The 15,568-nt window shown below is 43.8% G+C and carries 8 protein-coding genes; 6 read left to right on the plus strand and 2 right to left on the minus strand.

Translation table 11 applies throughout. From position 1 onward, the window contains the following. Window position 1 precedes the first annotated feature (1 nt). The gene (locus G460_RS0119580) at window positions 2–2,761 is read left to right on the plus strand and encodes a TonB-dependent receptor (RefSeq protein WP_026956930.1); all 2,760 of its coding nucleotides are present in this window, start codon (window positions 2–4) and stop codon (window positions 2,759–2,761) included. A 418-nt stretch (window positions 2,762–3,179) separates the two neighbouring features. Here the strand turns inward: G460_RS0119580 and G460_RS0119585 are convergent, their stop codons facing one another. Next, entirely contained in the window at window positions 3,180–4,937 is a 1,758-nt protein-coding gene (locus G460_RS0119585; protein ID WP_026956931.1) for a metallophosphoesterase family protein, read from the minus strand. Between the two features lie 198 nt (window positions 4,938–5,135). Between G460_RS0119585 and G460_RS0119590 the strand changes: the two genes are divergently transcribed. The 3 genes from G460_RS0119590 (at window position 5,136) to G460_RS0119600 (ending at window position 9,918) form a co-directional block, all read left to right on the plus strand. Then, window positions 5,136–6,932, plus strand: a complete 1,797-nt coding sequence (locus tag G460_RS0119590) for an alkaline phosphatase (protein WP_245578766.1) — start codon at window positions 5,136–5,138, stop codon at window positions 6,930–6,932. Between the two features lie 54 nt (window positions 6,933–6,986). Then, window positions 6,987–7,715 carry a subclass B1 metallo-beta-lactamase gene (gene bla, locus G460_RS0119595; protein ID WP_026956933.1) on the plus strand — a complete coding sequence of 243 codons (729 nt, stop codon included), beginning with the start codon at window positions 6,987–6,989 and terminating at the stop codon, window positions 7,713–7,715. A 226-nt stretch (window positions 7,716–7,941) separates the two neighbouring features. After that, window positions 7,942–9,918, plus strand: coding sequence for a M1 family metallopeptidase (locus G460_RS0119600; protein WP_035464808.1), 1,977 nt, complete (start codon window positions 7,942–7,944; stop codon window positions 9,916–9,918). Window positions 9,919–9,954: 36 nt separating this feature from the next. Here the strand turns inward: G460_RS0119600 and G460_RS22310 are convergent, their stop codons facing one another. Continuing rightward, complete coding sequence (locus tag G460_RS22310; protein WP_051316148.1) at window positions 9,955–10,344, minus strand: response regulator; 390 nt, start codon at window positions 10,342–10,344, stop codon at window positions 9,955–9,957. Window positions 10,345–10,773: 429 nt separating this feature from the next. On the opposite strand from G460_RS22310, the gene G460_RS0119615 reads away from it, so the two are divergent. After that, window positions 10,774–13,989: a SusC/RagA family TonB-linked outer membrane protein gene (locus G460_RS0119615; RefSeq protein WP_026956935.1), complete on the plus strand. Its 3,216-nt coding sequence runs from the start codon at window positions 10,774–10,776 to the stop codon at window positions 13,987–13,989. 25 nt (window positions 13,990–14,014) lie between these two features. Beyond that, entirely contained in the window at window positions 14,015–15,565 is a 1,551-nt protein-coding gene (locus G460_RS0119620) for a SusD/RagB family nutrient-binding outer membrane lipoprotein (protein WP_035464809.1), read from the plus strand. The last annotated feature ends 3 nt before the right edge of the window (window positions 15,566–15,568 follow it).

A 15,568-nucleotide genomic window follows, 5' to 3' on the forward strand; every position in this document is an offset into this window, starting at 1 on the left:
CATGAAAAAGCAACTAGTACTTTTATTGGCATTCTTCTCTCTCAGTATGGGAAGTTTTGCCCAGGGGATTTTGAAAGGGAAAGTCGTGGACGTTCAAAATCTTTCCCTTCCCGGAGCCAATGTCCTGCTAAAAGGGACTACGGTAGGCTCGGTGACCAATCAAAGTGGAGAGTTTTCTATTTTGAATTTGGAAGCTGGAAGCTATGAGGTGATCGTAACATACTTGGGCTACCAAAGTGTCCAAAAATCTATTTCTATTACAAATGGTCAGACGACTGTTTTGGATTTTCAATTGGAAGAGGGAACTCTGGAAGGTGTGGAAATCGTCATCTTCGGAGATAGGCTGAAAGGTCAGGCAAAAGCCCTCAATCAGCAAAAAAACAACGCCAATATCACGAATGTGGTTTCATCGGATCAAATCGGTCGTTTTCCGGATGCCAATATTGGAGATGCACTGAAGCGGATTCCTGGGATCACGATGCAAAACGACCAAGGTGAAGCCAGAAATATTGTGATCCGTGGGATGGCTCCCCAGCTGAACTCGGTGACTCTCAATGGAGAGCGTATCCCCTCAGCAGAGGGTGATAATAGAAATGTGCAGATGGATTTGATCCCATCGGACATGATCCAGACCATCGAAGTCAATAAAGCTGTCCTTCCAAGTATGGATGCAGATGCGATCGGTGGCTCTGTGAACCTGGTGACACGTCAGGCTCCCAATGGATTGAGGATTTCTGGCACGGCTGCTTCAGGGGTCAATCTGCTTTCTGACAAGCCGATATGGACCGGAGCTTTGGTTCTCGGTAATCGATTCTTGGATGACAAACTGGGAGTGATTCTTTCTGGCTCATACAATAATCATGATTTTGGATCCCAAAATATCGAGGCGGTTTGGTATGACTCTGACAATGGTCTTACGCTAGAAGAGTTTGACATCAGAGAATATCGCGTACAGCGAGTGAGAAGAGCTTTGACCTTAGCTTTGGATTATGAGTTGAGCCCCAATCACCGCGTATTTGTTTCCGGTATGTACAATCATCGGGATGACTGGGAAAACAGATTCCGTATGAGAGTGAGTCAACTCGATGAGTCATTTGACGAGGGTGACTTTACAGAGACTTCTCCTGGAGTATACATGACCAAAGGAAGAGTAGAATTTGAAACAAAAGGAGGTCTGGACAATGGACGCATCAAAGCAAGAAGACTGGAAGATCAGCGTGTGTACAATATGACGTTTGGTGGGGATCACCTTTTCAATAAACTGAAAATGGACTGGAGCTTGACCTATGCGAAAGCTTCTGAGGAGAGACCGCATGAGCGATATGCTTCTTACCGATCTTCAGGGCAAGATGTGATGGTAGATATCTCCAATCCAGAACAGCCTTTGGCTATTTTGAGCAATATGGAGGATAATATGGCAATCGGATTCAATGGTCTTGCCGAGCAATACAGCTACACGGATGACAAGGATCTCAATGCCAAAATTGATTTCAAGTTACCGTATTCAGATAAAGGAATCCTACAATTCGGTGCTCGATACAGAGGTAAGAACAAAGAAAGAAACAATAATTACTTTGAATATGAGCCGCTGGATGAAGATGCATTTGGAGCCACTTTGGCAGATGTGCCTACCATTGACGCTTCTGATCCAAACTTCCTTCCTGGAGCTCAATATCAGGCCGGAACCTTCGTAGATCCTAAATTCCTAGGGAACCTTGATCTGACCAATTCCGGTCTTTTCGAAGAATCTGATATTTTGGAAGAGTATGCCCCGGGCAATTTCACCGCAAAAGAAACGATCATCGGAGGATATGTGATGGCAGACCATCAGTTTACAGATAAGCTATCTGTGATCGGTGGCCTGCGAGTAGAAAATACAGCGATCGAGTACAATGGAAATATTTTTGATATCGATAATGAAACGATCGCTCCGGCTGTAGGTGATCAAAACTATACCAATGTGATGCCGGGCTTGCACTTCAAGTTTGATGCGAATGACAATACCATCTTGAGGTTTGCTTGGACCAACACCATTGCGAGACCGAATTATTATGATTTGGTGCCTTATGCGGCATTTAGTCCAGAAGATGAGGAATTGGAGAGAGGAAATCCAAACCTGAAACCAACCACAGCGATGAATTTTGATTTGATGGCGGAGCGGTATTATGAAAACGTAGGACTCTTTTCCGGAGGATTGTTTTACAAAGATATAGATGACTTTGTCTACACAATCACCACGCAGGGCTATAGCGATCCGCAATTTGGCTCTGATCTGGAATACTCCAGACCTGATAATGGTGGGACCGCTTCAGTCTTCGGTTTTGAAACCAGCTACCAAAGACAGCTTTTCAAAAACTTCGGAGTCTATCTGAACTATACCTACACTCAGTCCAGCACCACAGGGATCGAAGGTAGAGAAGAAGATGATTTGGAATTGCCGGGTACAGCTACACACATGTTCAATGCGTCACTATCTTATGAAAATAAGCGCTTGGTCGTGAGGGCTTCCGTCAATTTCTCATCGGATTATCTAGACGAGCTTGGAGGAGAGGGATTTGAGGATAGATTCTATGATCAGCAGACCTTCTTGGATATCAATGCTTCCTATGCCATCACTCCAAAATGGAGAGTGTTTGCGGAAGGAAACAACCTGACCAACCAGCCACTGCGCTATTATCAGGGGATTCAGGCTCGCACGATGCAATCTGAATTTTACAATGCAAGATTCAATTTTGGGTTGAAGTTTGACTTGTTCAATTAAAAAAACTCAAAACTGTTACAGCTAAAAACCAGTCGGGTCCAATCCGGCTGGTTTTTTTGTTTTCAAAGCATTCTAAATAATTGAAAGAATGTGTTTTAGTGAGGTCAAAGCTAGGATGGGAGCAATGTTTCAATTAATTGTTTAGTGTTAAGTTTTAGCCTTTAAGTACATTCTTAACATACATTCTTTAGCCTCCCATTCATATTCGTTTACTTTTGCGGCCGTGTTAATTATCCCCAGCGAGTTTTGAGTTATTTTACAGTCTTTACAGTTTGCCTTGCCTTATTGGGTTTGTCAGAATTAATAGTTTGGATATCTAAGAGAAGCTCTGGTCGTCGCTAGGGAAAAATATAGTACAGCAGCAAGAAAGGGGGAAGGAAATTTCCCCCTTTTTCATTTATAAGCTTTTTAGGAGATATCAATAGTCGCTTACCTGCAAGTCCGGTAAGCTGATATAGAAATCTTCTGAAGGCAGGTCTTGACTGAGCTGGGAGAGAATTTTTAGAAAAAGTCGCACCTCATTCGGTTCCGCACTTTGTTCCTCTGGCCAAGTCAAGTTTTGATAAAACCTTAGTCTGTCTTCGGAAACCAAGTTTTTGCCCAGATCTCCGCCATTTTTGATCCAAAAGAAATCCTGAATCACCTGACCTGGAACATCGGATCCTGAGATACTTTCTAGGTTTTTAGTCTGTAATCCTGCTTGTTTTACAAGCCCTTGTAGATCGGATGTTCGGAGTCTATTGGCAAGGTCTTCGGGGAAGTCTTGGCGAATAAATCGTTCCCTCGTCAAACCTTCCAAGTGAAGATTGGTGAAGTGCCAATAGTCTTTTGCCTCGAGTATTTCTCTGTTCCAAAGCGTAGGCGCGGCTCCTTTTTTCAGAAAATCATGCTCTCGTCTATAAAGGTCAAAAAAAGTGTCAAAGCCGGTTACTTCATCTAGTTTGTGAGTTTGCACGAGAAGTCTTTCTGGACTGTTCCAGTCTAGTGTTTTGTAGGCTGGTGGAAATGCCGCAAGCGAAGGAACTTGGATATTGAGTAGTTTTTGGCCGTTTTTCCCCTGGTATAGCTCCGTGTCGTTTTGATGCATATGCCCTGCAAAATGAATCTGAATACCGGCTTCGGCGTAAGTTTGGCTTACTTCAGGATGTGGAACTCGGGAAAGTTGCATTTTGTTCTCTCCAAAGAGTTTTTTCATCTCTTCGCTACTGCCATTATTGTAATCGGCCAGAGGATAGTGGCTGAATGAAATCAGTAATTTACCTCGCTTATCTGCTTCTTTCCGTAGTTTTTCGATCCATCGGAGTTGATGCTCTTTGAGCTCCATTGCCAGATTGAATCCCACACTTGAGCCTTTCCAATTTTGGGTATTTGCTGCTGGTTGATAGATATTTCCGTCCAATGCCAAGAGCCAAATGCCTGCTACAGGCTCGACCAGATAGCTGGCATCAGGAAGATTTAGTCCACTGTTTTTCTCTTTATATCGCCGGATTTCCAAAGAAGAATTTTGCTTTGCTAGATCGAAATCGTAGCCATCGTAATCCAATTCCTCGAAGGGATGGGTCCAGAAAATATCCGCCTGATGTGGGAAAAAACCATGATTTTGGAGTGAAGTCATGATCTCCTCATAGCCCCAATAATTCAGCGAATCGGAATAGTAAGCATATCCCTTGCCCAGCTGTAGACTATCTCCAGTGATGCCTACTTCCTCTCCATTTGCTCCCAGAAAATCTCTTTTTCCAGCTTTCCCACCAGTTGGCAATACGGGGTCATGGTTTCCGGTGGTGATAAAAAAACGCATGCCATTTTGATTTTCGTAGTCCTCCAGAATCTCTTGAAGCTTTCGCACATTCATAGGTTGTCCATCGTCCGTATAGTCGCCGGGCAGCACGATATAGCGGACCTTCTGCTCTGCCAGTTGATTGAGAGTCTCTATCAGAGCAAAGTAATTTTCGTTGAACAGTCTTGTAGAATTAAGCTGAGCGCGCATGCTTCTGATGGTGGCATTTTCCGATGATGGCATGGCAATGCCTAGGAAGGAATTTTCTCCAAAATCTCCATAGACATCCTGAAGGTGGATGTCAGAAACAAATGCGATGACAGGCTTTTCTTGACTTTGAGAGAAAGCTGCTACTGTATTTCCTAGAAGTAATAGAAGAAAAAGGGCTTTTTGGAGCATTTGAAGGTGATTTGGAAATCAAATATTCAGGATATTCTCAGTGTTTTACAATCGTCTGAGTTCAATAAATCGTGAATTTCGATAATTGTCAATGTTTCCAAATCGAGAATGGGATTATTAAAGTATTAAGTTAAGGATTTCGGGAGGATATGATTTCTGGCAGTTTTGGGATTCCTTTTATTTTTGAGGATGAAAAAAATGTTTGTCCTCCTTTTCTTATTGAGTGCAGTGATGAGTTCCGGGCTTTTGGCCCAAGCTACTTTTAAGGTTCACTCGCATAATGATTACCTTCAAAAAGTCCCTTTTTGGGATGCTTACTCTGGAGGAGCCAAGTCAATTGAAGCGGATGTGATTTTGCAGGATGGAAAATTACTGGTAGCGCATGAAGCGGCCAGTGTAGAGCCTTCCAGAACATTGACCAGCCTGTATCTGGAACCCATCCGGAAAGGACTGGAGCTGGGCTTGATCGACGAGATAGATTTTCATCTTTTGGTAGATCTCAAAACGGAGGCTTATACCACTTTGGATAAGGTGGTGGAATCAGCTCAGGAATTTGAATCTATACTTTTCTCTAAAACCAATCCGACCGGACTCAAACTGATCATATCTGGGAACCGGCCTAAGCCTGAGGATTATCGAAACTATCCTGATTTCATTCTATTCGACTATCAAAGCAGGGAACTAGATACTTCTTTGCCATGGGACAAAATTGGAATGGTCAGCTTGAGCTTTCGATCTTTCTCCATTTGGAATGGAAAAGGAAGAATCGTAGAAGAAGAGTTGGAGCCTATTCAGGAATTTATTGAGAAAGTACACTCCTTTGAGAAGCCTGTCAGATTTTGGGCCACGCCAGATTCCAAAACATCTTGGAATGCCTTTGCGATGCTGGGGGTAGACTATATCAATACGGATGACCCAAAGGGAGCCGTGGCATATCTTAAGACTTATCAGAAAAATACCTTCTCTTCGGCCGAGCAGCATTCGATCTATGCGCCTAGCTATGCAAATGAATCCGATTCTCCACGTCAGATCATCCTGATGATAGGAGACGGCATGGGCTTGGCTCAGATCTCTGCAGGCATGGTTGGCAATGGCGGACAGTTGAACCTGGGTGCTTTCAAGCAAATGGGACTGGTCAAAACCCACGCTGCGGATGACTTCACGACTGACTCTGCTGCCGGGGCTACAGCCTACTCCACTGGACAAAAAACAAATAATAGAGCCATAGGAGTAGGGCCGGATGGTGAGGTATTGGCTTCCTTGCCAGAAAAAATTCAGGCTATGGGATGGAATTCAGGGATTGTGACCACCGATAAGTTGACAGGAGCTACGCCATCCTCTTTTTATGCCCATCATTCAGAGCGAGATGATTCGGATATTTTGGCGGCATGGCTTTCCAAAAGTCCACTAAGCCTCTTTGTAGGTGGAGGTGAAGAAGATTTTGGATCGGAAATGGGAGCACTTCGAAGTGCTGGGTTTGAATTGGTGATTTCTCCTAAACAGCTTTTTCCTTCATCTGCTGATAAAATAGGTTTTTTCGCAAGCAAGTCAGGAATGCCGCCTATGAGTGAGGGTAGAGGGGATTTGCTTGAAGCCAGTGTCATGCAATCGCTGGCGTTTTTAAAATCAAAAAAGAAACCATTTTTCATGATGGTAGAGTCAGGCATGATAGATTCTGGTGGGCACGCCAATGATAGCGAAAAGATTGTGAGAGAAATGATCAATTTTGATCGGGTGATTGGGCAAGTTGTCGAGTTTGCAGATCAAAACCCCGGTACTTTGATACTGGTGACGGCGGATCATGAGACGGGTGGAGTGGCATTGCCTCAGGGGGATCTTGCTTCCAATGAAGTCGAACTATCCTATTATTCGGATGATCATACAGGTATCATGGTGCCAATCTTCGCCTATGGTGCTGGAAGCAGGGAGTTTTTTGGAATCATGGAAAATACCGAAATCCATCAGATTCTGATGAAATTGATCCAAGCAAATTAGTATGAAAAAAGTAGCTTGATTTTTGAGTGGGGGTTGATCTTGACTTCTGATATTATGCTCAAAACCTTCTCCCAAGTTGCATCGATACTAGCTCTGTTTTTCGCAGGTTTGACATGGAGCTTTGCTCAAAGTCCCAATCTGGAAATAGAACAGCTCACCGAAAATACCTTCCGGCATATCACTTACCTGCAGACGGAGGATTTTGGCAAAGTTGCCTGCAATGGGATGATTTTTGTCTCGGATGGTGAGGCATTGATCGTCGATGCTCCCAGTAGGAATGAGGATTCAGAGGAGTTGATCGCTTACGTGCAAAAGGAGCTTCGCGCCAAAGTGATCGGAGTAGTCGCGACCCATTTTCACATTGATTGTTTGGGCGGCTTGGATGCTTTTCACCAGGCAGGGATTCCTTCCTATAGCTATTACAAAACTGTTGATCTGGCTAAAGAAGCAGCTTATTCCATTCCTCAGCAGGTTTTTGAAACCAAGAAAACTCTTCAAGTAGGAAGCCAGGAAGTCATTTTGGATTTTCTAGGTGAGGGGCATACCAGAGACAATAGTTTGGTGTATATCCCGTCTAATAGAGTTTTGTTTGGTGGCTGTCTGATCAAGACTTTAGGAGCAGGAGAGGGCAATCTCGAAGACGCCAACATCGAGGCTTGGCCGCAGACAATGGAGGCAATCCTAATGCATTACCAGCAAGCGGAAGTGATTATTCCCGGCCATGGAAAAACTGGAGATCAGGAATTGATTCGATACACCCAAGAGCTTTTTAGCAAAAAATAGTATTGCGATTTTCTTTAAGTAAAAAATGAGATTCCTTTCTGAAGGAATTGAAGTTCATTTGAACCAGCGGAGGGCAATTGCCCGTCGTCTGTGGACGATCATTCGCTGCAATACACTTAAAGTAATCCTTGATGGTGTGATTGCGCTTAATCATAGTTCATATTTTTATTTCTGGTCATTGCAATTATTTAAACTTTAGTACCTTGAATTTCCAGAATTGAACTATATGAAAAAAATACTTTTACTGCTGACATTTTGTAGCTCTGTAGCATTGGCTCAGCAAAAACAAAGAAGCAGTCTCTCTCCGGATAGCCGGGCCATTCGAAGGGATGTTCCCATGACCAACTCCATCCTGAAAGCCTTTGAGGCAGGAACCAGAGATTTCTCCGGTACGCCTGGCGCCAATTATTGGCAGATGGAAACGGATTTTGTGATCCAAGCGAGTTTGGATCCCTCGACACAGACTATTACCGGTACCGAAACTATCAAAGTACATAATAATAGCCCCGATGAACTGGACGTGGTTGTGCTGCGACTGGATCATAATATTTTCAGGGCAGATGTGCCGAGAGGTTCGTCTACACCTGCAGAGCAGACAGAAGGGATGATCGTCACTCGCATTACCGTCAATGGGGAGGCTGTGAATCTCAATCCACCTCGACCAAGGAGAAATGATCCACCAAGCCTAAAAGCCATGAATTTGACCAAAACGGTCGCGTACATCAGTCTGGAAAAACCCATTGCTGCTGGGGCAACGGCGGAGCTGGAAATAGATTGGAATACCAAATTGCCCGGTGGTGATAATGGAAGAGGCCATAGAATGACCCAGCGATTTGATAGCACCTTGTTTCAGCCGACACAGTGGTTCCCAAGGTTGGCCAAATATGATGATCTCAGGGGTTGGGAGACGAGTGAGTATCTTGGTCCAGCTGAATTCTTTAATAATTTCGGACGCTTCGACGTGTCCTTGACCGTTCCTGCTGGATGGATTGTCAGTGGAATAGGTGTTTTGCAAAATCCAGAAGAAGTATTGACTCCGACAGCGATAGAAAGGCTTTCAGGAGTATTGGATACAGACGAAGAAGTGACCATCGTAAGTGAGGAGGAGAAAGGTCCAGGTAAGAGTACCTTGGCGGGAGATATGCTCACTTGGAGGTTTGTAGCGGATAGAGTGAATGATTTTGCCTGGGCAACATCAGATAGATTTATCTGGAAAGCCACCCGAGCTAATATTCCGGGGAAAGGCTTCATTCCGCTTCACATGGTTTTTATTCCTGAGAGAGCCAAATATTTTGAAGAAGCGGCTGCAATCAGCCGTCATGCCCTTGAGTTCTATTCAGACCTGTGGGCTCCCTATCCTTTTCCTCAGCTGACCATGCAAGATGGGCCGAGTGCCGGGATGGAATATCCCATGGTCATTAATTCCAATCAGGGTGCGGCTGACCACGAGGTGGCACACCAGTGGTGGCCTATGATGGTAGGTACCAATGAGACTCGCTATGGCTGGATGGATGAAGGGTTTAACCAATATATGAATATCCTCTCGGCTGCAGATAGCAATAATGAACCTTACAATCTTGATGGTAGAGGTCAAAGCTACGGGAGAATGAGCGGAAGTGAGGATGAAGCTCCTCTGATGTGGGCTTCCAATGACGCCGGGAGCGGCTATGGTTTTCAGACTTATCTCAAGACTCCACTCATGCTATCCATGCTGGGCGGGATCGTCGGTGATGAGCAAGTCATTGCTGCGATGAAAAAGTATACGGATACCTGGGCTTTTAAGCATCCTTCTCCGTGGGATTATATGTTTTTTATGCAAAATGAGTTGGGGGAAAACCTAGAATGGTTTTGGTATTATTGGTTGTTTACTACTGAATCAGTCGATGGCTCTATCCAAAAGGTAGACTTAAAAGATGATCAGGCTGTAGTCACGGTAAGGCAAGATGGCCAGATGCCTTCACCTGTGGTATTGGAAGTGGAATACGAAGGTGAACTACAAGGAGGGGTTGCAACGAATATTCAAATGGAGCAGACGAGCCAGACCACTATGCTCATTACCTATCCAGTCGATATCTGGTTTGGCGGGGAAAAGGAAATTGAACTAGTTCTTCCATTCCGGACATCTCAAATCAAGAAAATCACCTTGGACCCTCATAGAAGATTTCCTGACAAGGATGCATCTGATAATGTTTGGGAAAAGTAACGTAAGAAGACCAGTCTCAATTGAGGCTGGTTTTTTTTATACAAGGACTTTGATCAAAGTCTTGTCGGTAATTGGTTTGGGTAAAAAATCGATGACCTCATCATACTCTTCCATTCTGGTCAGATCATTGGGGTCGATGGAGCTGCTCATGATATAGATCCGAAAGCACTCCTTTTGAGCCACTGATAGCTTCCGATAAGATTCTAAAAAGTCCCAGCCGCTGGCAATGGGCATGGAGAGGTCCAGTAGAATCAATGATTTGGATGATAAACTCCCAGCGACATATTCCAATAGCTCTAGTCCATTGTAAAAGGACAACATCGGAATGTTTATCTGAGCAATTTCAAGGTATTTTTTGACCATAAAGTGGACAAGAGGATCATCATCTACCAGTATCAATTGCTTATAGGAGCTTTGGGTTGACATGTAAATCGATCAATAAATTGGCATAGAGCCAGCTGGGTTAATACCAATATAATCAAGCTTTCTCACATTATTGTTTTTGAATGTTGAAAAACGTTTTTTTAGTGACAAAAATCAAAAGAAAGCCTTGTGTGGGATTAGCTTTGATGGAAGTCTACTTATTTCATTAGAAGTGGCAAATCAACTTATTTGTTTAGAATTTATATACAATTTTTGATAAACAAATCTTAAAATATTCTTAATCCTCCCTTTCATGTTAAGTCAATTTAATGCTCTATAAATTCGTTTTTGATTCATTTTGCCTGCTTTTCTGTTGTTTTAACAATAAATTAATTCATTTTTTGGTAAACTCGAATTAACCACCTCGGAATAGTGGAAGTATAGTTTTGTTAAAATTTTTAAAAACAATCTATTCAAAACTTCTACTAAAAAATGATTGCTAAAACGAGAATTTGGCAAGGAATGATGGTGGCCTGTCTACTATTCGTTCTGAATTTTTCCTTCGCCCAGTCTATCCGGGTCACAGGAAAAGTAAGTGATGCAAACAACGAGCCTTTACCGGGAGCTACTGTCTTGGTGAAAGGAACTTCTAAAGGTACTGTGACTGATGTAGATGGTGCTTATGTGATTCAAGCCGCCTCGTCAGAAGTGCTTGTTTTTTCCTTTGTTGGTTTTGAAGCACAGGAGATTACTGTAGGGAATTCCTCAGTGATCGATGTGACCCTCTCAGAAGGACTTGCTCTCAATGAAGTGGTGGTCACAGCTCTGGGTGTGGAGAGGGAAACCAAAGCTTTGGGCTACTCTGTACAAGAGGTGAATGGGGATCAATTCACCGAAGCTAGAGAGACGAATGTGATCAACTCCCTCAGCGGACGTGTAGCAGGTGTGCAGATCACCAATAGTTCCTCAGGAATCGGCGGCTCCAGCCGTGTGACCATCCGTGGAGAATCCTCTCTGAATATCAATGCCAACCAGCCGCTATTCGTAGTGGATGGCGTGCCTATTTCTAATAATGTGGTGGGGTCTTCTGGTTCTAGCAATCAGGAAGTCGATTATGGTAATGCCGCAGGAGAAATCAACCCGGATGATATAGCTTCGATGACGGTATTGAAAGGTCCTGCCGCGGCGGCATTGTATGGCTCAAGAGCTGCGAATGGTGCGATTTTGATCACTACCAAGTCTGGTAAAGGCAAAAAAGGATTGGGCGTAACGATCAATTCCAATACGACTTTTGACAATCCTCTCGTGATGCCTCAGTGGCAAAACAAATATGGTCAGGGAAATAATGGCCAGTTTGAATTTGTCGATGGGGCAGGCTCAGGTATTGCTGATGGCGTAGATGAAAGCTGGGGCCCGGCTCTGGATGCGGGATTGATGATCCCTCAATTTGACTCCCCGAGAAATGTGGATGGCTTTAGAGGCGGCGATTTGAATGCGCCGGCTGGGAGTACCATCGAGGCTACTCCTTGGGTAGCTGCTCCAAATAATATCAATGATTTCTTTCAGACAGGTGTGACTTTGTCCAATAACATCTCTATCGCCGGAGCCAATGACAATGCCAATATCCGACTTTCTTGGACCAATTTGGACCAAAAAGGAATTGTACCAAATACAGATTTGAAAAGAAACACGATTGCTATCAATGGTGGAATCAATGTCACTGACAAACTTTCTGTCAACACGGCTGTCAACTATCAGAGAACAAACAGCGGAAATAGACCGAATATCAGCTACGGTACAGAAAACCTGATGTACCTGTGGATTTGGTACGGAAGACAGATCAATACCAGAAACCTGAGAGATTATTGGATGCCGGGCTTGGAAGGGGTACAGCAGTTTAACTACAACTACAACTACCACGACAACCCTTACTTCAATGTGTATGAAAATACCAATGGGCAGTCCAAGGATAGAATTTTTGGGAATGTGTCAGTTAATTACAAATTCACTGACAAACTTAGCTTGATGCTCAGAACCGGTTTGGATACCTATAATGAGCTAAGAGACAGAAAAAGAGCTTTCAGCACTCAGAGATTTCCAAAAGGAAACTACCGAGAAGATGATGTCTTCTTTACCGAGCAAAATTCCGACTTCTTGTTGACCTATTCAGAGCAAACCAAGCCTGTATGGTCCTATAGCATCGCTGTGGGTGGCAACCAAATGAGACAGGAAAACAGATATCTACAGACTATTGCTCCTCAATTGTTGATCCCGGGTATTTACAACTTTACCAATACCGCTGTAAACCTGCAGATCAGTCAGTATAATTCTGAAAAAAGAATCAATTCATTGTATGGATTTGGTCAGATCGGGTATAAAAATGTCCTTTTCTTGGATGTCACTGGCCGAAATGACTGGTCTTCCACGCTTCCTACTGGCAACAATAGCTACTTCTATCCATCAGCGACTCTTAGTGCAGTCATCTCCGATATGGTGGAGCTACCTAGTGCGATTTCTTTCTTGAAGGCACGTGCAGCCTATGCAGAAGTAGGGAATGACACCAATCCGTATGCTTTGACGAATGTGTTCAACTCAGGAACTGCATGGGGGTCTGTACAGACTAAGTCAGAATCCAGCACCTTGTCCAATGCAGACTTGAAGCCGGAGAGAACCGGTTCTTTTGAAGCAGGGATTGATATCAGATTCTTGGAAGGTAGATTGGGATTGGATTTCACCTACTTTGACAATAGAACCCGCAATCAGATCATCCCGATCACTTTGGATATCGCCACAGGTTACTCTTCCCGAATCATCAATGCCGGAGAGATCCAAAACAAAGGGATCGAAGTAGTTTTGAATGGTGCGCCTATAGTAAATCCAAATGGATTGAACTGGAACTTTATCGCCAACTTCACCAGAACGAGAGGTTATGTATTGGAATTGACTGAGGGGCTAGATACCTACACTTTGGTAGGTCGAAATGGTGCCAATATCCAAGCTAGAATCGGAGAAAGAATGGGGAATATCTATGGCTCAGGTTTCGCCAGAGTAGAAGATCCTAATTCTGAATATTTTGGACAGATTATCCACAACTCTACCGGTACTCCGATTACAGATCCTGAGTTGAAAAATCAAGGAAATTACAATCCGGATTGGATGCTAGGCTTGCAAAATAACTTCAGCTACAAAGGCCTCTCATTGGGATTCTTGCTTGACTTTAGATATGGTGGCATTGTTGTTTCCCGTACCAAAACGATCGGTTCTACTTCTGGTCAGCTAGAAGAGACCTTGTATGGTCGTGAAAACGGCTATGACCTAACTGTAGAAGGTAATGGAATCATCAGTGAAGGTGTGGTAGAAAACGCAGATGGATCTTATTCTCCAAATACCTTCAAAGTATCTTCCAGAAACTGGCATAACCGCTACTACGAAAGAAACAACGTAGAAGCAGCCAAATATGACGCGACTTTCTTGAAGCTACGAGAAGTGACCATCGGCTATACCATCCCAAGATCAGTGCTCGGAAATCTTCCGATCCAAGATGTCAAAATCTCCCTAGTAGGAAGAAATCTGGCTCTTTGGACTGAAAACCCTCACTTCGATCCGGAAACCATGTCCATGAGCGGTGGTACTTTGATCCCTGGTGTGGAGGATATGTCCTTCCCATCTACCAGAAGCATCGGCTTCAACCTCAACGTGAAATTCTAATCTGATTGAGAAAAACAACAAAATCATGAAATTGAATAAAAAATACATATCTCTTTTCTCTTTGGCTCTGGTTATGGGACTCAGCTCCTGTGACAAGGATTTCGAAGAGATCAATATGAATCCGAATAGTCCTGAGACTGTTTCCGCAGATCTTTTGCTGCCAAATGTGATCAGATCCACAACCAATGAAATCGCCGGGTCTGCCTGGGGTACCGGGAATGTGGTCATGCAGTTTACTGCCAAAATCCAGTTTACCAGTGAAGATCGCTACAACTGGGGCCCGTCTGGAAATCCCTATTCCACTTTTTACAACTCCATGCGGGATTTGAACAACGTGATCCAAATCTCCTCCGAGGCCAATCAGCAAAACTATGTGGGTATAGCCAAAGTCCTTCGCGCCAGCTTGTTTTCCTTTATGTCTGATGCTTATGGTGATTTGCCATATTCTGAGGCGATTCAGGCCAAAGAAGGTGTGAACTATCCGAAATTTGACACACAGGAGTCATTGTATGCCGGGGTTTTGCAGGAGTTGGAAGAAGCCAATCAATTGTTGGGATCGACAACTGAGCAGGTGAGCGGAGACATCCTTTTCAACGGAGATATCGAAAGATGGAAGAAATATGCCAATTCTTTGAGATTGCGAATCTTGATGAGATTGTCTGATCGACAAGACCCATCGGCTGCCATGCAGGCGATTTTGAGCAATCCTGCCCAGTCACCGATTTTTACCGGAAATGATGATCACGCAGCATTGACTTATTTGCTGGATGTACCTAATCAGCATCCATTGTATACCACTCGTTCCGGTTCATTTGATGAGTTTCGATTGAGTGAGAAAATGGAAAATACCCTAAAGGAACTTCAGGATCCTAGATTGTATGCTTATGCGCAGCCTACTACCAATTCTGGTGCTGGTGTGATTGGGGATTTGGAAGATTACCAAGGAGTTCCAAATGGATTGGCGGATGAGGAAGCATTGGCTTATGCTCCATCCGGCGATCCTTCCAAAGGTGGATCCAATTTCATCTCCCGTGTTGGATTGCTTTGGTCCTGTTCAGCGTGTACTTCTCTAGCCAATCCGACTGGATATCAGGCGATTTTGATGAGTTACGCAGAGCTTCAGTTTGTTTTGGCAGAAGCGAGAGAAAAGGGATACATCACGACAGGTTCGGCTGAAGAATACTACATGAATGGTGTGAAAGCTTCATTCTCTTATTACAAGGAAAGATATGAATTGGTCAACTTGCCGCAAATTGCAGAAAAATTGGAAGTAGGAAATTCGTATTTTGAGCAAGCTGATGTGGCCTATACCGGTTCAATGGAAGAGAAGCTTTCAAAAATCGGTACCCAAAAATGGTTGGCTTTGTTTTTCAATGGCATGGAAAGCTGGTATGACTGGAGAAGAACCAATTACCCGGAGATTCTGCCAGGTCCAGCTGCCTACATCAACTCTGTGCCGGTGAGAATCATGTATCCATCCAGTGTACAGGCTCTGAATTTGACAAATTATCTAGAGGCAATCGACCGACAAGGAGAAGATGCCATCACAACCCGCGTATGGTGGGACGTGGATTGATCT

It is taken from the genome of Algoriphagus vanfongensis DSM 17529, assembly GCF_000429465.1.
GTDB lineage: Bacteria > Bacteroidota > Bacteroidia > Cytophagales > Cyclobacteriaceae > Algoriphagus > Algoriphagus vanfongensis.